This window comes from Cobetia sp. MM1IDA2H-1, assembly GCF_002916775.2.
GTDB lineage: Bacteria > Pseudomonadota > Gammaproteobacteria > Pseudomonadales > Halomonadaceae > Cobetia > Cobetia marina.
In genome coordinates this window covers 3,630,861-3,648,082 of sequence record NZ_CM133225.1, presented here as the reverse complement: position 1 = coordinate 3,648,082, position 17,222 = coordinate 3,630,861, and the positions used below count along the sequence as shown (strand labels likewise).

General features: G+C 64.5%; 17 protein-coding genes. 11 read left to right on the top strand and 6 right to left on the bottom strand.

All coding sequences use genetic code 11. The features are described from left to right. Positions 1-28: 28 nt before the first annotated feature. Entirely contained in the window at positions 29-928 is a 900-nt protein-coding gene (locus BOH68_RS15295; RefSeq protein ID WP_077378068.1) for an ion transporter, read from the top strand. 77 nt (positions 929-1,005) lie between these two features. On the opposite strand, the gene speD is transcribed toward BOH68_RS15295, so the two are convergent. The 4 genes from speD to BOH68_RS15275 all read right to left on the bottom strand — a co-directional run bounded on the left by speD (position 1,006) and on the right by BOH68_RS15275 (position 4,710). Continuing rightward, complete coding sequence (speD, locus tag BOH68_RS15290; RefSeq protein WP_077378071.1) at positions 1,006-1,800, bottom strand: adenosylmethionine decarboxylase; 795 nt, start codon at positions 1,798-1,800, stop codon at positions 1,006-1,008. A 305-nt stretch (positions 1,801-2,105) separates the two neighbouring features. After that, positions 2,106-2,531, bottom strand: a complete 426-nt coding sequence (locus tag BOH68_RS15285) for an OsmC family protein (protein WP_077378074.1) — start codon at positions 2,529-2,531, stop codon at positions 2,106-2,108. A gap of 146 nt (positions 2,532-2,677) precedes the next feature. Further along, entirely contained in the window at positions 2,678-3,511 is an 834-nt protein-coding gene (locus tag BOH68_RS15280) for a nucleotidyltransferase family protein (RefSeq protein WP_077378077.1), read from the bottom strand. Beyond that, positions 3,511-4,710, bottom strand: coding sequence for an aminoglycoside phosphotransferase family protein (locus BOH68_RS15275; RefSeq protein ID WP_077378080.1), 1,200 nt, complete (start codon positions 4,708-4,710; stop codon positions 3,511-3,513). Before BOH68_RS15275 ends, BOH68_RS15280 begins: the two co-directional genes overlap by 1 nt. A 360-nt stretch (positions 4,711-5,070) precedes the next feature. On the opposite strand from BOH68_RS15275, the gene BOH68_RS15270 reads away from it, so the two are divergent. From BOH68_RS15270 to BOH68_RS15235, 8 genes are all read left to right on the top strand, one after another. Beyond that, on the top strand, positions 5,071-7,455 hold the full coding sequence (locus BOH68_RS15270) for an LPS-assembly protein LptD (RefSeq protein ID WP_077378215.1): 2,385 nt from the start codon (positions 5,071-5,073) through the stop codon (positions 7,453-7,455). Between the two features lie 84 nt (positions 7,456-7,539). Beyond that, on the top strand, positions 7,540-8,823 hold the full coding sequence (locus BOH68_RS15265; RefSeq protein WP_077378083.1) for a peptidylprolyl isomerase: 1,284 nt from the start codon (positions 7,540-7,542) through the stop codon (positions 8,821-8,823). A 7-nt stretch (positions 8,824-8,830) separates the two neighbouring features. Continuing rightward, entirely contained in the window at positions 8,831-9,829 is a 999-nt protein-coding gene (pdxA, locus tag BOH68_RS15260) for a 4-hydroxythreonine-4-phosphate dehydrogenase PdxA (RefSeq protein ID WP_077378086.1), read from the top strand. 210 nt (positions 9,830-10,039) lie between these two features. Next, positions 10,040-10,948, top strand: coding sequence for a 16S rRNA (adenine(1518)-N(6)/adenine(1519)-N(6))-dimethyltransferase RsmA (gene rsmA / locus BOH68_RS15255; RefSeq protein ID WP_077378089.1), 909 nt, complete (start codon positions 10,040-10,042; stop codon positions 10,946-10,948). Next, positions 10,945-11,325 carry a Co2+/Mg2+ efflux protein ApaG gene (gene apaG, locus BOH68_RS15250; RefSeq protein WP_077378092.1) on the top strand — a complete coding sequence of 127 codons (381 nt, stop codon included), beginning with the start codon at positions 10,945-10,947 and terminating at the stop codon, positions 11,323-11,325. The genes rsmA and apaG overlap by 4 nt, the downstream gene beginning before the upstream one ends. 115 nt (positions 11,326-11,440) lie before the next feature. Then, positions 11,441-12,283: a symmetrical bis(5'-nucleosyl)-tetraphosphatase gene (locus tag BOH68_RS15245; protein WP_077378095.1), complete on the top strand. Its 843-nt coding sequence runs from the start codon at positions 11,441-11,443 to the stop codon at positions 12,281-12,283. 67 nt (positions 12,284-12,350) lie between these two features. Next, positions 12,351-12,677, top strand: coding sequence for a thiosulfate sulfurtransferase GlpE (gene glpE, locus BOH68_RS15240; protein WP_077378098.1), 327 nt, complete (start codon positions 12,351-12,353; stop codon positions 12,675-12,677). Positions 12,678-12,725: 48 nt separating this feature from the next. Continuing rightward, positions 12,726-13,970 carry a polynucleotide adenylyltransferase gene (locus tag BOH68_RS15235; protein ID WP_077378101.1) on the top strand — a complete coding sequence of 415 codons (1,245 nt, stop codon included), beginning with the start codon at positions 12,726-12,728 and terminating at the stop codon, positions 13,968-13,970. Positions 13,971-14,016: 46 nt separating this feature from the next. Here the strand turns inward: BOH68_RS15235 and BOH68_RS15230 are convergent, their stop codons facing one another. Next, positions 14,017-14,697 (bottom strand): glycerol-3-phosphate acyltransferase, encoded by a 681-nt coding sequence (locus tag BOH68_RS15230; RefSeq protein WP_240499643.1) that lies wholly within the window; start codon positions 14,695-14,697, stop codon positions 14,017-14,019. A 115-nt stretch (positions 14,698-14,812) separates the two neighbouring features. Here BOH68_RS15230 and folB point away from each other — a divergent pair, with 115 nt between their 5' ends. Both folB and folK read left to right on the top strand, forming a co-directional pair. Then, complete coding sequence (gene folB, locus BOH68_RS15225) at positions 14,813-15,181, top strand: dihydroneopterin aldolase (protein WP_077378104.1); 369 nt, start codon at positions 14,813-14,815, stop codon at positions 15,179-15,181. After that, positions 15,178-15,717, top strand: a complete 540-nt coding sequence (gene folK / locus BOH68_RS15220) for a 2-amino-4-hydroxy-6-hydroxymethyldihydropteridine diphosphokinase (protein WP_077378107.1) — start codon at positions 15,178-15,180, stop codon at positions 15,715-15,717. The genes folB and folK overlap by 4 nt, the downstream gene beginning before the upstream one ends. Positions 15,718-15,913: 196 nt before the next feature. Here the strand turns inward: folK and tsaD are convergent, their stop codons facing one another. After that, positions 15,914-16,954 carry a tRNA (adenosine(37)-N6)-threonylcarbamoyltransferase complex transferase subunit TsaD gene (tsaD, locus tag BOH68_RS15215; RefSeq protein WP_077378110.1) on the bottom strand — a complete coding sequence of 347 codons (1,041 nt, stop codon included), beginning with the start codon at positions 16,952-16,954 and terminating at the stop codon, positions 15,914-15,916. Between the last annotated feature and the right edge of the window lie 268 nt (positions 16,955-17,222).

The following is a 17,222-nucleotide window of genomic DNA, read 5'->3' as shown; positions in this document are numbered from 1 at the left end:
CCTGAGCCCCATTTACGGAGATCCTCGGATGCAGGAACGCGTCACGCCCTTTCAGCTGTTCATTCTGGTGCTGTCACTGTATGTCATCGGTGCGATGGTCGTGGATCTGATCTTCGAACTGTCGCCCCCGGTCCAGCGACTGCTGCAGTACATGGACTACGTGGTCTGCCTGTTCTTCTTCGTCGATTTCTGCAAGCGGTTCGCCAGTGCGAAGAGCAAGCGTGAGTACATGAAGTGGGGCTGGATCGACCTGCTGGCCTGTATTCCGGCAGGCCTCTTCCAGGGGGCGAGGCTGTTTCGCGTGGTGCAGATACTGCGGGTGCTGCGCGCCATCAAGTCGATGGAGATGATCTGGAAGCTGCTGTTCCGCAATCGCGCCGAGGGGGTGTTCGCCTCTGCGGCCACTGCCACGGTGCTGCTGGTGGTCTTCGGCGCACTCACCATGCTGATGGTGGAGACTCCCAACCCCGACAGCCCCATCAACACTGCCGAGGAGGCGCTGTGGTGGGCCGTCGTGACGGTGACCACCGTCGGCTATGGGGACTATTATCCCATCACCACTCTGGGGCGGGTCGTGGCCGTGCTGTTGATGGTGGGAGGCGTGGGGTTGTTCGGGAGCTTCGCGGCCTACATCAGTTCGATCTTCATCGAGGATGACAGTGAGCAGGAGGCGCGCGCGGCGCGTGCCCAGCGCGACATGACCCGCGCGCTCTACCACCAGATCAGCGAGCTGACGACCGAGGTGCGTGAATTGCGCACCCGGCTTGATGAAGTGGCGGTGATGCAGGGGGAGTCGCTGGCGGAGCGCGAACAGCGCCGTGAGGCGCTCCAGCGTGAGGTCAATGACGAGATGGCCCGGCGTCTGGACGAGGCCGGCACCACTGCGCCGCAACGCAAGACGGACCCCGGGCCTGACGGAAAGCGTTGAGCCGTGATCGGGCCAGAAAAAAGCCCCTGACACCCAAAGGTGTCAGGGGCTTTTGCATGCCTCGAGGCGTGCCCGGCTCAGTCGAAGTTGCGCGAGTAGAAGATCTCGAGCATTTCGCGACGCAGGCGGCTTTCGATGTTGGTGGCTTCCTCGAAGGTCAGCTCGCGACGCGAGGTGCCGAAGAGGTAGTTGTCCAGCTCGAAGTCCTTGAGCAGCATCTTGGTGTGGAACATGTTTTCCTGATACACGTTCACATCGACCATCTGGTAGGCACACTTGGTGTCTTCCGCCAGGTAATCCTGGATCGAGGTGATGTCGTGATCGATGAACAGCTTCTTGCCATCCACGTCGCGGGTGAAGCCGCGCACGCGGTAATCCATGGTCACGATGTCGGAGTCGAAACTGTGGATCAGGTAGTTCAGCGCCTTCAGCGGGCTGATCATGCCACAGGTCGAGACATCGATATCCAGACGGAAGGTGCTGATGCCGTTGTCCGGGTGGGACTCAGGGTAGGTGTGCACCGTGACGTGTGACTTGTCCAGATGGCCGACGACCGTCTCGGGCAGCGGGCCAGGACCCGGCTCCGTCTGGGCGGGGTCCGTCTCTTCCAGCTCATGCTCGGCGATCAGGATGGTCACGCTGGCACCATGCGGCTCGTAGTCCTGACGTGCGATGTTCAGCACGTGGGCACCGATGATGTTGGTGACATCCTTGAGTATCTGGGTCAGGCGCTCGGCGTTGTAGAGTTCATCGATATAATCGATATACGCCGTACGCTGTTCTTCGGTCTGCGCGTAGCAGATGTCGTAGATATTGAAGCTCAACGAACTGGTGAGGTTGTTGAACCCGTGAAGGCGGAGTTGATCGCTCACGTCCAGGCCTCCTTGAGATGGGAGGGTGGTATGACATCCGATGCCTCTATCACGCCCGTGTGGCGTTGCCATCCAGGGGTGAACATCGGGCCGAAGAAGGTGTCCTGCGGCGCTCGTTTCGTGGCCGATGGCCGAGGAGCGACCGGGAAGACAACCGGTTTGAGGGGCGTATTATGCACAGGCAGGGCTGACACGCCAGCGTCAATTCCCGTCGAGCGTCGCTCGCTGGCGTGAGTCCCCCCTCTGCCACCCGCCGTCAGATCGCTCATGGCGGCGGGTGGCAGAGGGGGAGTGCCGGGAGATGATCAGGCGGCGCTGTCGATGACTTCGTAGGAGTGCGTGATCTCGACGCCACCGGCGCTGAGCATCAATGACGCGCTGCAGTACTTTTCGGCGGACAGCTCCACGGCGCGTTTTACCTGTGCTTCCTTGAGGTTGTAGCCCGTGACCACGAAGTTGACGTGAATGCTGGTGAAGACGCTGGGCACGCCATCGGCGCGCTCGGCCGTGAGGTCTGCGCGGCAGTCCGTGACCTGCTGGCGGGCCTTCTCGAGAATCTGGATGACGTCAAAGCTGGTGCAGCCGCCCAGCCCCATCAGCAGCATCTCCATCGGGCGCGGGCCGGTGTTGCGTCCGCCATTTTCCGGATTGCCATCCATGACGACGCTGTGGCCGCTGCCGGATTCCGCGAGGAACTGGCGACCATCGGTCCACTTGATGCTGGTGTTCATTGCCATGACGAATTCTCTCCCTTCGGTGAATCAATGAGTCAGTGAGGTGCACCGGTGCGCAGGCGGGACCGCACGAAGGCGCACAGAATAGCATTGCCGCGCCCGCGGCCGGAGGAACGTCCGGCGCTGAGCTTATGCCTGCGAGCTCATGCCTCCGGATGTGCCGGGCGATCGCTGAGCAGCCTGTCCAGCTCGTCCAGTCTTTCCGGCGTTCCGACGTCGATCCATTCGCCACGGTGATGCAGTCCGCGTGCCTCCCCGCGCTGCATGGCATCGCGCAGCAGCGGTGCCAGCTTGAACACGCCATCACCCTCTCGCAGAGCCGGCGTCTCGTGCAGGGCGCGCCGGATCAGGCGTGGGGACAGCCATGACACGCCGGAGAAGGTCAGGCGGTCTGCGTTGTCCATGCGCTCGTCCGTTCCATTCACGGGGCCGTCGCGGACTTCGCCATCCTGCATCAGCAGGAAGTCGCCGCTCGGATGGTGTGGCGGGTTGTCCACCAGTACCAGGCCCGCCAACGGCCTTGGCGGCAGGCACTGAGTCTGGCTGGCCAGTGCCTGGGCCATCAGCGCCCCGAGATCCACATCGCACCAGACGTCGCCATTGATCAGCAGGAAGGGCGTCTCGTCGGCGTCATCGGCCGTCAGAGCGCCGGGCAGTGTCAGCGCGCGTGCGATGCCGCCACCGGTCTCCAGTGGCGTCGTCTCATGGGAGAACGTCAGTGTCAGTTCGCGCCTGCGGCCCTGCCAGCGTGCCTGCAGCAAGCCGCAGGGAGAGCGAGCAGCGGCGAAATGCTCCAGGATCTTCTGCGCAAGATGGCCGACGTTGATGACGATGTCATCCACGCCTGCGGCTTCCAGCCTGAGCAGGTGATGCTCCAGCAGCGGGCGTCCTGCGACGTTCAGCAGCGGCTTGGGCGTGTGGTCAGTCAATGGACGCATGCGAGTCCCGAAGCCCGCGGCCAGAATCATCGCGCGCATCAGCCTTTCTCCTGCGTGACATCTGTCTGACGTGCCTCGGCGTTGCGCATCAGGCGTGCCGCGCGATCGGCCAGTGCAGCCAGCTCATCGTAGTCGTCAAGGTTGATCTCCGGCGTCTCGCCATTGGCCAGTCGCAGGCCTCGTGCCTCGCACTCGGAGGCCAGACGCAGTGACAGCGCCGGGGTCAGCACCTCATCCAGCCAGTGGGTGAAGGAGATCAGTTCGGGGCAGAAGGCCAGACCTTCACGCAGATGGCCGAGGAAGCGTGGCATCAGCGTCAGATAGCGTGGCTTGGCGTCGCGCAGGGTCAGGCGCGCGAAGATGCCGAGAATCTTGAGATTGCGCTGCACGCCCATGCGCTCGACGCTCTGACGATACTCGAGCGGGCTGGGGGCCGGCAGGCCAGCGGCGTCATAGCGTGGCAGGGCGGCAAGGCGGGCCTGTTCGATCCAGCGCGCCATGGCGGGCTCCGGCCAGCGCCAGTGGCGGTCACGCAGCAGCGAGATCAGGTCGTAGTTCTCGGGACCGATGACGGCATCCTGGAAGTCGATGATCCACAGCGTCTCCCGCGACTGGCCGGCATCGGCATGCAGGAACAGGTTCTGGGCATGGAAGTCGCGGTGCACGGTGACGAGAGGTTGCGCGCGCGCGGCCGTCAGCAGCTGTCCGCAGAGCGTTTCCCAGGCGGCGTAGCGGCGGTCATGCGGCATGTCGAGCAGCTGCCCCAGACACCATTCGGGGAAGAGGTCCATCTCGGCCTTGAGACGCGCATCGTCATAGGCGGGCAGGTCGGCCAGCGGCAGTTCATGCAGCTGCTCGAGCAGGCCGATGGCCTCGCCATAGTAGTGGTCAGCGTGTTCGGTGCTGGTCAGGGCCGTCATCAGTGGCGTATCACCGAGATCCTCAAGCTCCAGAAAGCCTCGGGCGTCATCGAAGGCGAAGACCTCGGGCAGGGGCAGGCCGGCTTCCCGCCACTGGCGAGCGATGGCGACGAAGCCATGGCTGTCCTCCTTTTCCGGCGGTGCATCCATCAGGATGCGGGGCGACATGCCGGGGACGCTCTCATCGAGATGCAGGCGGAAGTAGCGACGAAAGCTGGCGTCGTCGGCCACCGCGCTCATGCGGACGGTGTCGGGGGTGAGGTCGTGGCGTGCGGCAGCCCAGGCGTGGAGGGCCTGACGGCGGGCGTCGGATGTCATGGGGCGGGGCTCCTGTCGGCGGATACGGGGGCCGGCTGTCAGTTGACGCCTGTGCCGCGGCCCCGCATGCTGGGGTGTGGTGACCACAGGACAGGCGGAACCGGCAAGCAGGAAGGCCGGTTGCTGGGCCTGTATAATACCGATTCCCCCAGCCAAGGACACAGAGCAGCCATGGCCCAGCGCAGCCATTCAATACACACGGGCAAGCCGGTGTCCGCCCTCGGGCGGCCGCATCGTCGTCTTGCGTCTTCCACGACGGCGACGCGTCTCCCCGTCAGCCAGCCGGCGACATGGCGGCTCAAGCCGCTGGTGCTGCGTCTCCTGTGGACGCTGGCCCCGCTGGCCGCTGGCGCGCCGCTGATGGCGCAAGCCGCCCCGCCGGAGCCGCTGTCGGCAAGCCAGCTCGACTGGCAGCCTTATGATGAGGTGCCGCAGGGGCAGCTGTGCAGCGGTCGCTACGTGACACCGGCCTACCGGATCGATGCGGGTGACACGCCCGAGCAGGTCGCGACCTCCGCCGACAAGGCCAATTATGGCAATGACGGCGTCGCGACCCTGATGGGCGAGGTAGTGCTCAGACGGGGTGATTCCCAGCTGGAATCGCCTGAGGTCAGCGTCAACGAGGCGCGAGACACCGCGACGGCCAAGGGCCCGGTGACCTACCGTCAGCCCGGCGTGCTGCTGCGCGGAGATGATGCCCGCGTCTCGCTCAACAGCGACGCGGCCAGCGTCGACAATGGTCACTACGTCTTCCACAAGCAGCGTATCCGGGGGGATGCGGTGCAGTTGGCGCGTCTGGAAGATGGCCGTTATCGCCTGAAGGATGCCAGCTTCACCTCCTGTGAGCCGGGCAACAGCCTGTGGCGTCTGGTCGGCAGCGATATCACCATCGACCGGGAGTCCGGTTGGGGGGAGGCGACCCACGCGCGCATGGAAATGGGCGGCGTGCCGGTCTTCTATTGGCCCTATGTGCGTTTCCCGGTCGATGACCGCCGCCACACCGGGTTGCTGTGGCCGCAGCTCAGCTACACCAGCTCCAGCGGCTTCGATTATGCCCAGCCCATCTATCTGAACCTGGCCCCGAATTACGATGCCACCATCACGCCTCGCTACATTTCAGAGCGCGGTGAGATGCTGGAAGGTGAGTTCCGTTATCTGCTGCCGCGTGGCGACGAAGGCACGCTGGAAGGCGCCTGGTTGGCCGATGACGATGGCGGCAGTGATCCGGATGACGATGAAGAGGATCTCATCGGCGAGGATCGCTGGTACATCAATTACCAGCACTCTGGTCGCTATGACGCGCGCACGGCCTATCAGCTCAAGTATGGCGCGGCATCCGACGGCAATTACTTCGATGACTTCGGGCGCAACTTCGGCGAGACCGAGACGGACAGCCTCGAGCGTCTCGCGCGACTGAATTACCGTGGCGACGTCTGGGATCTCGAGTTCAAGGCGCAGGGGTATCAGCGGATGGACTTTCCGCTGGATGACGAGGACAAGCCGTTCTATCGCCTGCCGAGCCTGACTGCCAACGCGCGCTGGAGCCAGACCAGCGGCTTCTATGAAGAATGGAATTCCAACGCCACCTACTTCTGGCGTGATGTGGACGAGACCGACACGGACATCGACGACGATGAAGCCGCCAACGGCACCCGTCTGCGTCTGGCACCGGCCGTGGGCTGGCGCAGCGATCAGAGCTGGAGCTTCATCGAGCCGCGTGCCCAGCTGATCAGTCTGAGCTACGACCTGGACTACGGGGATCGCGAGACCGATCGTGACAGCAGTACCTCGGCGACCATTCCGGTGCTGTCACTGGACAGCGGCTTGATCTTCGACCGTGATACCGAGTGGTTCGGCGAAGGTTACAAGCAGACGCTGGAGCCGCGTCTGTACTACGCCTATGTCCCTGAGGTCGATCAGTCCGACTTCCCGGACTTCGACACCTCCGAGGATGCCTTCAGCTGGAATCAGCTGTGGTCTCCCTACCGCTTCAGCGGTGGCGACCGAGTGGGCGACACCAACAAGATTTCCTACGGCGTCTCCTCGCGCTTCATCAGTGACGAGAGCGGTCGCGAACGCCTCAAGCTGGGCGTTGGCCAGTCCAGCTACCTGTCGGATCGCAACATCGACATGGATGGGGACCCGGACAAGACGTCGCGCTCCGACTTCGACAGCTACTCCGATTACTATCGGGCGACGCGTGACCGCTCGCCGGTGGTCTTCCAGGCCGATGTGGTCCTCAACGACCAGTGGACCGCGACCCAGGCCGTGTTCCAGGACTTCGATCGCGGTGTCACCGAAAGCGCCCAGACATCACTGCGTTATCGCGCCAAACAGGGCACGGTACTGAACTTTGGCTTCAATCGTGAGATCGAAGGGTTCGTGCCTTACGATGATGAGGACGATGAAGACGTGCTGGGCTATACCCGCAACGAGTGGGATTTCTCGTTCGCGACGCCGGTCAGCGCAAGCTGGTCGCTGCTGGGCCGCTATCAGTACGACAGCACCAATTCCCGCTCGCTGGAGAAGGTGCTGGGTGTCCAGTACAACGACTGCTGCTATGGCGTCCAGGTCACCTGGCGGGAATGGCAGGATGACAACGACACCGCCAATACCATCTCGGATGATGAAGAGAAGAACGGTATCTTCCTGACCTTCGAGTTCAAGGGACTGGGTGGCGTCGGCCAGAGCGCGGACAGCTATCTGGAGCAGGCGGTGCCGGGCTATCGCAACGCCGGTTTCTGACCCCCGGGATGCGTCACGCACGCTGACGACAGGGCGTCGCTGCAAGGCGGCGCCATCAACATTTTTACGTCGAGAGAACACCCGATGCGCAAGACCCTGATTGCCCCGCTGGGGCTGGCATTCGCGCTGGCAAGCCTGCCGGTGAGTGCCGCCGAGTTGCTCGACCGTGTGGTTGCCGTGGTCAACAAGGACGCCATCATGCAAAGCGACATGGAGCGGCGTGTCTCCCAGGCCAGCCAACAGCTGCAGAGTCGCGGTATCAATTTGCCGCCGCGCAATGTGCTGGAGCGCCAGGTGCTCGACCGCATGGTCAATGAGCAGATTCAGCTGCAGATGGCGGAGCAGGCCAATCTGAGCATCGATGACACCCAGCTCAATGCCACCCTGCGGGGAATCGCCAAGGACAATGGTCTTAGCCTGGAGGCCTTTGCCGACAAGCTCGAGCAGGATGGCATGTCGCTGGCCGATGTGCGTGATCAGGTGCGTCGTGAACTGCTGGTGCAACAGATCCAGCAGCGTCGCGTGGCCAGCAAGGTGCGCATCTCCGATCGCGAGATCGACCGGTATCTCAACCAGCAGGACGTCGGCAGTGATATCCAGTATCACCTGGCGCACCTGCTGGTCGCCCTGCCGCAGGAGCCGACACCGGCTCAGGTCAAGGCGGCGCGCGAGCGTGCCGATGGTCTGCGTCAGCAGATCGCCGATGGGACGGACTTCGCCCAGGTGGCAGCGGCGGAATCAGCTGGCAGCCAGGCGCTGAGTGGCGGGGATCTCGGCTGGCGCGCCGGCGGTGAGCTGCCGAGCGTATTCGCCGATGTGGTGCCGGACATGCAGGCAGGTGAGGTGTCCCAGCCGTTGCGCAGTGCCAGCGGCTATCACCTGGTCAAGCTGATCGAGAAGCGTGGCGCAGGCAAGTCATTGATTTCCCAGACTCAGGCGCGTCACATCCTGATCCAGCCCAACCCGAACATGAGTGATCAGCAGGCGCTTGAGCGTGCCGAGTCCATCCGCCGTCGCGTGCTGGGAGGCGAGGACTTCGCCGCGCTGGCCCAGGAGTTCAGCGACGACAAGGGCAGCTCTCTCAAGGGTGGCGAGCTGGGGTGGGTCAGCCCGGGGCAGACGGTGTCGTCCTTCGAGACTGCCATGAACGCCCTGAAGGTGGGGGAGGTCAGCCAGCCCATCAAGACGCGCTTCGGTTATCACATCATCGAGGTCGAGAATCGTCGTCAGCAGGATGTCACCAATTCCAGCCAGCGTGACAAGGTCCGCAAGACCCTGTTCCAGCGCAAGCTCAATGACGAACTGGAAGCCTGGCAGCAGCAGATCCGCGCCGAGGCCTATGTCGACAACCGCCTTGATGAGCAGTGAGCGCGCCATGTCGTCCGAGGTGATCGCGCTGACCGCCGGGGAGCCGGCGGGCATCGGTCCCGAGCTGCTGGTGATGCTGGCGGCTCAGGCCGAGGACTTCCCGGCGCAGCTGGTCGCGGTCGCCGATCCCGACCTGCTGGCCAGTCGTGCCCGGCTGCTGGGGCTTTCGCTTGAATTGCATGAGCTGAGCCCCGGCGCCCCCCTGCCACCGGCCCGCAATGGTCATCTGGCCGTATGGCCGGTGCCGCTGGCGGTGCCCAGTGAGCCGGGTGTGATCGATGCGCGCAACGGTGATCATGTCCTGCAGATGCTCGACGTGGCCATCGCCGCCTGTCAGGCCGGACACGCCAGTGCCATGGTGACGGCGCCGCTATCCAAGGCGGCCGTGATCGAGGCCGGCCACGCCGGTTTCACGGGGCATACCGAGTATCTGCGCGACGTCTGCGGTGTCGAGGAAGTGGTCATGATGCTGGCGTGCCCGGGACTGCGTGTCGCGCTGGCCACCACCCATCTGCCGCTGCGTGAGGTGGCCGACGCCATCACGCCGCAGGGGCTGACACGAGTGCTCACTATCCTGGCGGAAGATCTCAAACGCTACTTCGGGCGTGAGACGCCGCGCATCGCGGTGTGCGGACTCAACCCCCATGCCGGCGAAGGTGGGCATCTCGGCGTCGAGGAGATCGAGGTGATCTCACCGACGCTCGAGGCACTGCGCGCCACGGGCATGCAGCTGGCGGGGCCGCTGCCGGCGGATACCCTGTTCACGCCACGTCATCTCGATGGCGTGGATGCCGTGCTGGCGATGTATCACGATCAGGGGCTGCCGGTGCTCAAGTACGCCGGATTCGGTCAGGCGGCCAACATCACGCTGGGCCTGCCCATCGTGCGTACCTCGGTCGATCACGGTACCGCGCTGGATCTCGCGGGCACGGGTCGGGCCGATGTCGGAAGTCTCGTGCAGGCCGTGCAGGTGGCCATCGAGATGGCAGCCGCCGCGCGAGCCTGAGATAATCCCCCATCATCTGGCGTGGCCGTCCATGCGGCACGCCGAGCGCGCACCTCAAGCAGGCGTCGCCGCTACCCCAGTCATTCGACCATCCAGGATGGTCTCGCCGTCCTTTCCATGTCCCTCGATGCCTCTGCATCGATTCCACAGGTGAAGGATGGCGTCTTGTTGTCGGGAGTCCACAGGGCTCCCCGGAGGAAAGTCAGTCCCATGTCCCAACATTTCCCGGCGCATCGTGCGCGCAAGCGTTTCGGCCAGAACTTCCTGCAGGATCTTGGCGTCATCTCCCGTATCGTCAGGGCCATTCGTCCGGCAGAGGGGGAGCGGCTGGTCGAGATCGGTCCGGGGCAGGGGGCGCTGACCGGTCCGTTGCTGGAAGCGGCGGGCAAGCTGGAGGTCATCGAGCTGGACCGTGACCTGATCCCCGGGCTGCGCGTGCAGTTCTTCAACTATCCCGATTTCGTCATCCACGAGGGCGATGCCCTGCGCTTCGATTTTCCGGCGCTGGTGGGCGATGGTCCGGCACTGCGCGTGGTCGGCAACCTGCCGTACAACATCTCCACGCCACTGATCTTCCACCTGCTGGAAGCGCGTGGCGCGATTGCCGACATGCACTTCATGCTGCAGAAGGAAGTGGTCGAGCGTCTGGCGGCTGAGCCGGGTGGTACGGACTGGGGCCGTCTGTCGGTGATGACCCAGTATTACTGTGCGGTCGAGAACCTCTTCCTGGTGCCGCCCAGTGCCTTCTTCCCGGCGCCAAAGGTGGACTCGGCCATCGTGCGTCTGGTGCCGCATGCCGAGCTGCCGCATCCGGCGACTGACGAGAAGCTGCTGGCCATCATCGTGCGGGAAGCCTTCTCTCAGCGTCGCAAGACCCTGCGCAACAACTTCAAGGGGCGTATCGATGCCGAACAGCTGACGGCGCTGGGCATTGATCCCTCGCGTCGCCCGCAGACGCTGACGGTCGCGGAGCTGGTGATGATCACCAACCATCTGAGCGCCCAGGGCATGACCGCCAGTCAGGCGGACAGCGCGCCCCGCAAGCGCCCCCGCAGCAATGTCGGTCACGGTGAGGTCACGACCTCGCAGGCCGCCACTGACAGCGATCACGACGCATGAGCGGCGTGGCGGACATTCATGTCGACGCCGTACCGGAGTACTGCGCCGACGAGAGTCGTCCGAGCGAGAACCGCTTCGTGTTCCGCTACACCATCACGGTGCACAATGGCAGCGACGAGACGATCCAGCTGCTGGCGCGTTACTGGAAGATCACCCAGGGAAGCGGCAACGAGCAGGAAGTCCGCGGCAAGGGGGTGGTCGGCAAGCAGCCGCTGATCGCCCCGGGGGAAAGCTTCCGCTATACCTCGCGGGCCGTCCTCGACATGCCGGTCGGCGTGATGCAGGGGGCCTATACCTTCTCCGATGCCACCCATGCGCGCACCTTCGAAGTCGCCATCGCGCCATTTCGTCTGGCCGGGCCGCATCAGGTGCATTGATGCCTGCCGAGTCTCGGGCCAGGTCGGGACATGGCCCATCGGTCTGTCGCCGTCCTGAACGAAATCATCAGCAAGTCATTCACGTAGCAGGCCGCCAAGCGGCCGGGGGAGCAGCATGACGCAGTGGGCGATTGGCGATCTGCAGGGATGTCACGTTGAGTTCGAACGCCTGTTGCAGCGTCTGGAGTTCACGCCCGGACGTGATGTGATGTGGTTGGCCGGAGATCTGGTCAATCGCGGGCCGGGCTCGCTTGAATGCCTGCGCCATGCCAAGGCTCTCGGGGACAGTGCGCGCATCGTGCTGGGCAACCATGATCTGCATCTGCTGGCGGTCGCGCATGGCTTCGGGCGCCTCAAGCGTTCCGATACGCTTCAGCCCATTCTGGACGCGCCGGATCGCGACGAGCTGCTTGACTGGCTGCGTCGCCAGCCGTTGATGGTGGAAGAGACCATCGATGCGCGGCGCACGGTGATGACGCATGCCGGCGTTCTGCCCGGCTGGACCTTGAATCAGGCGGCAGCGCTGGCCCGCGAGGCGGAAGCTGCACTGGCGGGGGACGCCTATCGCGAGTTTCTCGGCGAGATGTATGGCGACACGCCCGATCTCTGGCGGGAGGATCTCAGCGGCATCGCGCGGCTGCGTTGCATCGTGAATGTCTTCACCCGCATGCGTTTCGTGGACCGCGAGGGTCGCATGGACTTTGCGGCCAAGGAGGGGCTGGATTCCGCGCCCGAGGGCTATCGTCCCTGGTTCCAGTTTCCGCGTCCCGAGGGGGCCTGGGATGACTCTCCGCGCCTGCTGTTCGGCCATTGGGCGGCGCTGGAAGGCGAGACTCCAGCGGCGGGCCAGGATGTCGCGGCACTGGATACCGGCTGTGTATGGGGTGGCGGGCTGACAGCGCTCGATCTCGAGACGGGGCAGCGCGTGTTCGAACCGGCGGTGACATCGCGCGACTGACTCTGCAAGGCGCCTCCCCTGCGCGGCGCACGTCCATTTTCCTGTCCCTATCTTCAGCGGAGTTCCCATGAGTTTCGAACATCTTGATCTGGCGTCACTGGCGCAATGGCGCGACGGCGAACAACCCTTCGTGCTGCTGGACATCCGTGATCCGCTCAGCTTCACCCAGGGGCGCATTCCCGGCAGCCGGCATCTGGACAACGCCAGTGCGGGGGCGATCCTGGAAGAGACACCGCGTGACACACCGCTGGTAGTGGTGTGCTATCACGGCCACTCCAGTCAGCAGGCAGCGGCCTGGCTTGCCGGGCAGGGCTTCGAGAAGGTCTACTCTCTCGATGGCGGTTTCACCCAGTATCAGCTCACCCATGGCGACGATGTCGAAAGCGGTAGCTGATCCTACCTTTGCCTGATTGTCTCATCTCCCTTCTGCCAAGGAGTCCCCATGACTCGTAGTGCCCCTCATCGACTTGATGCGTCATCGGACCGCCTGCTGCAAGGGCTCGAGGTCTATCGGGTAGGGGGCGCCGTGCGCGATGCGCGCCTGGGCTGGCCATGGCATGAGTGCGATTTCGTGGTGGTGGGCGCGACGGTCGAGGACATGCAGGCGCGTGGTTTCCGCCCGGTGGGGCGCGACTTTCCGGTCTTCCTGCACCCTCAGACGCAGGAGGAATATGCGCTGGCACGCACCGAGCGCAAGTCCGGACATGGCTACGTTGGCTTCAGCGTGCATGCCAGCCCCGACGTGACCCTGGAAGAGGATCTCGTGCGTCGTGATCTGACCATCAATGCCATGGCCGAGCCGCTGGACAGTCCGCCCGGCGAGGGCGAACTGGTGGACCCCTACGGCGGACTTGCGGATCTCGAGGCACGACTGTTGCGCCACGTCTCCGACGCCTTCAGTGAAGACCCGCTACGCGTGCTGCGCGTGGCACGCTTCCTGGCACGTTATCAGGGGCTGGGTTTCACGGTCGCCGAGGAGACTCGCGCGTTGATGCAGGGGATGGTCGAGAGCGGCGAAGTCTCGCATCTGGTCGCTGAGCGTGTCTGGAAGGAAACCGAGAAGGCGCTGGGGGAAGCCAGTCCTGAGGCCTACTTCCAGCTGCTGGATGAGCTGGGTGCCCTGAGCGTGCTGATGCCGGCACTGGCGAGGGAGGCCCGTGCGCTTGAGTCAGCGCTGGAGCGGCTGGATCGACTGCCGCGACAGCTGGTCGATGAGGCGGAGATGGTCTGCTGGCGCATGGCACGGCTGGTGGAGCACCTGTCGCGTGAGGAGATCGATACCCTGGCGCAGGAGCTGCGTCTGCCCAGTGCCGTGCGCGATGCGGCTCAGCAGGCGCGTCTGTGCCGAGAGCTGAATGATGCGTCGCATCGTGAGGGTGGCGTGCAGGCGGAAGATCTCAAGGTCTGGCTGGATGGCGTCGATGCGTGGCGTCGTGGTGAGCGCCAGTCGGTGCTGGTGGCCTTGCTGGCGGTGGAAGACAAGGGGCTGGCACGGCTGGGCAATGCCGCCTGGCAGGCCGCGACGGCGGTCTCGCCGCAATCCCTGGTCGCTCAGGGGCTTAAGGGTGCCGAGATCGGGCGGGCGATGGGCGAGCAGCGTCAGCAGGCGATTGCCGAGGCGTTGGATGAGTGGCGAGCCACGCCAGAGGTCCATGCGCCGCACTGTGGTTGTGGCCACGCTCACTGAGAGGACGATGCACGCAGAGGCAAGGGCCGGGCTGCGGAGTGAGGGTCTACAGGCGCGGTTCGCTGCCATCGCTCAGGCGGCGCAGATTGAGCGCGTGACGCACCACGATCAGACTGGCGAAGACGAGTATCACGCCGCTCATTTCCGGCGCCAGCCACAGGCTGAAGAGCGGGGCGGCAAGCCCTGAGACGAGTGAGGCAATGGCGGCGGTGCGCAGGCGCCACGCCAGTCCGATCCACAGGGCAGCACAGCTCAGGGCCACGCCCGGTGCCAGCATCAACAGCACGCCGAAGGCGGCAGCGACAGCCTTGCCGCCTCGATGTCCACGATGCCATAGCGGCAGGCTGTGGCCGATCAGCACCGCCAGCCCGATCAGTCCCAGTGCCCAGGCGGGCAGGGCGATCTCGCCACCCAGCCACAGGGCAGGCATGCCCTTGGTGGCATCGAAGGCCAGGACCAGCGCGGCAGGCATGGCACCGTGCAGTCGCAGTACATTCGAGAAGCCCGGATTGAAGGAGCCGGCCAGCCGCGGGTCGGTCAGGCCCAGGCGCTGGCAGATCCACACCGCTCCCAGAACCGACCCTCCCCCATAGGCCAGTGCCAGCAGCAGGCTCAGCTGCTGCCAGTGTGCCAGCGTGGCCACCCAGCCGATGATGTCGCTCAGCATGCCTCCCCCGCACATGACCCGCTGCGCGCCGTCAGCCATGTCGCTTGCGGACAGGCGCATCGCGCGGCTCGGTTTGGCCAAGCAGGGGCTGGGTGCAGTAGAATCTCGGGCATGATGGCGGGGCCTTTGGCAGCGTCGTTTTACTGGTTCATCCGACAAGCATAGAGGTAACGCCATGGATCGTGTGCTGATCGAGGCTCTGGCAGTTGAGACCGTGATAGGAGTCTATGACTGGGAGCGTACCATTCGCCAGCGTCTGGTGATCGATCTGGAGATGGCGACGGACATCCGTCCTGCCGCGGCCGGGGATGATCTGACGCATACCCTTGATTATGCTGCCATCAGCGCTCGGATCCAGACCTACGCAGACGACAGCCAGTTCGAGCTGGTGGAGACCTTCGCTGAGCGTCTCGCCGCGCTGCTGCGGGAAGAATTCGGGATTCCCTGGCTCAGGATGACGGTGCGCAAGCCGGGGGCGGTCCCGGAGGCGCAAGCGGTGGGCGTGCGCATCGAGCGTGGCACGCTCGTGGATGTCAGCGCATGACCCTGGTGCTTGTCTCCATCGGCAGCAACATCGAGCGTGATCATCACGTGCGAGTCTGCCTGGATGCCCTGGAGGCGACCTTCGGGGAGCTCACGCTGTCTTCCGTCTACGAAAGCGAGCCGGTGGGGTTCGTCGACGGGCGCAATTTCTACAATCTGGTGGCGGGATTCCACAGTGACTGGAGCGTCGGTGAGCTGCAAGCCTGGTGCAAGCAGGTCGAGTTCGCCAACGGACGCCTCGAGGGCAGCCCCAAGTTCAGTCCGCGTACGCTGGATATCGACATCCTGACGGTCGGTGAGCTGACCGGCGAGATCGACGGTGTCCTGCTGCCGCGCGAGGAAGTTGATCGCAATGCCTTCGTGCTGCTGCCACTGGCGGAAGCCTTCGCCGAGCAGCGCCACCCGGTGCGTGGGGTCGACTATGCCAGCCTGTGGCAGTCATTCGTCGAGCATGGGCATGCCGAGTCGCAGCCCTTGTGGCCGGTGGAGTTCAGCTGGCGTTGTCGGAGGATCTCCCGCACCGGCGTCGCGCCGTGATGAGGCGGCACTCTGCGCGGTCTGATCACGGCGCTGAATGACGCTCGAGCCATGACCTGCGCCACATGAAGCACGAACGCCCTGCCGGGTAGCCCGGCAGGGCGTTGCTGTTTTCATCGGAGCCGTTTTCATCGTAGCCGTTTCATCGCAGCTACGCCTTTTCACGGCCGCCGAGACGCGCCGGGAGCGGCAGTGATCAGTCGTGATGCCCCTGCGGCGCGGACAGGCTATCGAGAGGCCAGCGTGGTACGGCCTTCATCGGGCCAGTGTCCTGCTCACCGGCGTTCAGTCGTTGTGCACCCACGTAGGCGATCATGGCGCCATTGTCGGTACAGAAGCGACCGCGCGGATAGTAGGCGCGGGCGTTGCGCTTGGCCAGTTCATGGCTCAGGCGCTCGCGCAGGCGGGTATTGGCACTGACGCCGCCCGCCACGACCAGACGCTTGAGACCGGTCTGATCCAGCGCGCGGCGGCACTTGATGACCAGGGTGTCGACCACGGCTTCCTCGAAGGCGCGCGCGATGTCGGCGCGATGCTGTTCGTCCGGCTCGCCACTGGCCTTTGCCTTCTTGAGGGTGACCATGGTGTGGGTCTTGAGGCCCGAGAAGCTGAAATCCAGTCCGGGGCGATCCGTCATCGGGCGCGGGAAGCGGTAGCGCTTCGGATCGCCCTGCTCGGCCAGCTTGGCAACCTGCGGGCCGCCGGGGTAGGGCAGTTCCAGCATCTTGGCGGCCTTGTCGAAGGCCTCGCCTGCGGCATCATCCACGGACTCGCCCAGCAGCTCGTACTCGCCCAGCCCGCGTACCGCCACCAGCTGTGTGTGACCACCGGAGACCAGCAGCGCCACGAAGGGGAATTCCGGTGCGTCGTCTTCCAGCATCGGGGCCAGCAGGTGGCCTTCCATGTGATGCACCCCGAGCACCGGAATCTGCCAGGCTCTGGCCAGGCCATGGGCCGTCGAGGCGCCGACCATCAAGGCGCCCACCAGCCCCGGGCCTGCGGTATAGGTGATGGCATCGATGTCAGCGGCTTTCAGATTCGCCTCGTCCATCACCTGCTGGATCAACGGCAGCAACTTGCGGGTATGATCGCGAGAGGCCAGCTCCGGCACCACACCGCCGAATTCGGCGTGCATGGCGATCTGGCTGTAGAGGGCGTCTGCAAGCAGGCCCTGGTCCGTGTCGTAGATGGCGACGCCGGTCTCGTCGCAGGAAGTCTCGATGCCGAGCACACGCATGGCTGACTCTCAGGAAATATCAGAAGTAGAGGGCGGCACGGCCAGCGAGGCTGCCTGAGCGAGCCCGAGAGGCGAGGGTGCCGTGAATGCGCGATATTCTACTGGCTGTGAGCACGGGTGTCGCGCCAGCTGGCGTTATGCGAGAGACGATTTCCGGTTTCCGCGTTTGCAAAGGCGGGGACGGGTGTCTAGAATATGGCACTCTGCAAGACTGGGTCGTGCATCCGACCACCCCGCAAAAGCTCCCCGAATCATGATTCCAGCCAGC

Coding starts and splice junctions, on each gene's coding strand:
- BOH68_RS15295 (WP_077378068.1), top strand. CDS start 29: ATGCAGGAACGCGTCACGCCCTTTCAGCTGTTCATTCTGGTGCTGTCA.
- BOH68_RS15285 (WP_077378074.1), bottom strand. CDS start 2,531: ATGAACACCAGCATCAAGTGGACCGATGGTCGCCAGTTCCTCGCGGAA.
- BOH68_RS15280 (WP_077378077.1), bottom strand. CDS start 3,511: ATGCGCGCGATGATTCTGGCCGCGGGCTTCGGGACTCGCATGCGTCCA.
- BOH68_RS15275 (WP_077378080.1), bottom strand. CDS start 4,710: ATGACATCCGACGCCCGCCGTCAGGCCCTCCACGCCTGGGCTGCCGCA.
- BOH68_RS15270 (WP_077378215.1), top strand. CDS start 5,071: ATGGCGCAAGCCGCCCCGCCGGAGCCGCTGTCGGCAAGCCAGCTCGAC.
- BOH68_RS15265 (WP_077378083.1), top strand. CDS start 7,540: ATGCGCAAGACCCTGATTGCCCCGCTGGGGCTGGCATTCGCGCTGGCA.
- pdxA (WP_077378086.1), top strand. CDS start 8,831: ATGTCGTCCGAGGTGATCGCGCTGACCGCCGGGGAGCCGGCGGGCATC.
- rsmA (WP_077378089.1), top strand. CDS start 10,040: ATGTCCCAACATTTCCCGGCGCATCGTGCGCGCAAGCGTTTCGGCCAG.
- apaG (WP_077378092.1), top strand. CDS start 10,945: ATGAGCGGCGTGGCGGACATTCATGTCGACGCCGTACCGGAGTACTGC.
- BOH68_RS15245 (WP_077378095.1), top strand. CDS start 11,441: ATGACGCAGTGGGCGATTGGCGATCTGCAGGGATGTCACGTTGAGTTC.
- glpE (WP_077378098.1), top strand. CDS start 12,351: ATGAGTTTCGAACATCTTGATCTGGCGTCACTGGCGCAATGGCGCGAC.
- BOH68_RS15235 (WP_077378101.1), top strand. CDS start 12,726: ATGACTCGTAGTGCCCCTCATCGACTTGATGCGTCATCGGACCGCCTG.
- BOH68_RS15230 (WP_240499643.1), bottom strand. CDS start 14,697: ATGCGCCTGTCCGCAAGCGACATGGCTGACGGCGCGCAGCGGGTCATG.
- folB (WP_077378104.1), top strand. CDS start 14,813: ATGGATCGTGTGCTGATCGAGGCTCTGGCAGTTGAGACCGTGATAGGA.
- folK (WP_077378107.1), top strand. CDS start 15,178: ATGACCCTGGTGCTTGTCTCCATCGGCAGCAACATCGAGCGTGATCAT.
- tsaD (WP_077378110.1), bottom strand. CDS start 16,954: ATGCGTGTGCTCGGCATCGAGACTTCCTGCGACGAGACCGGCGTCGCC.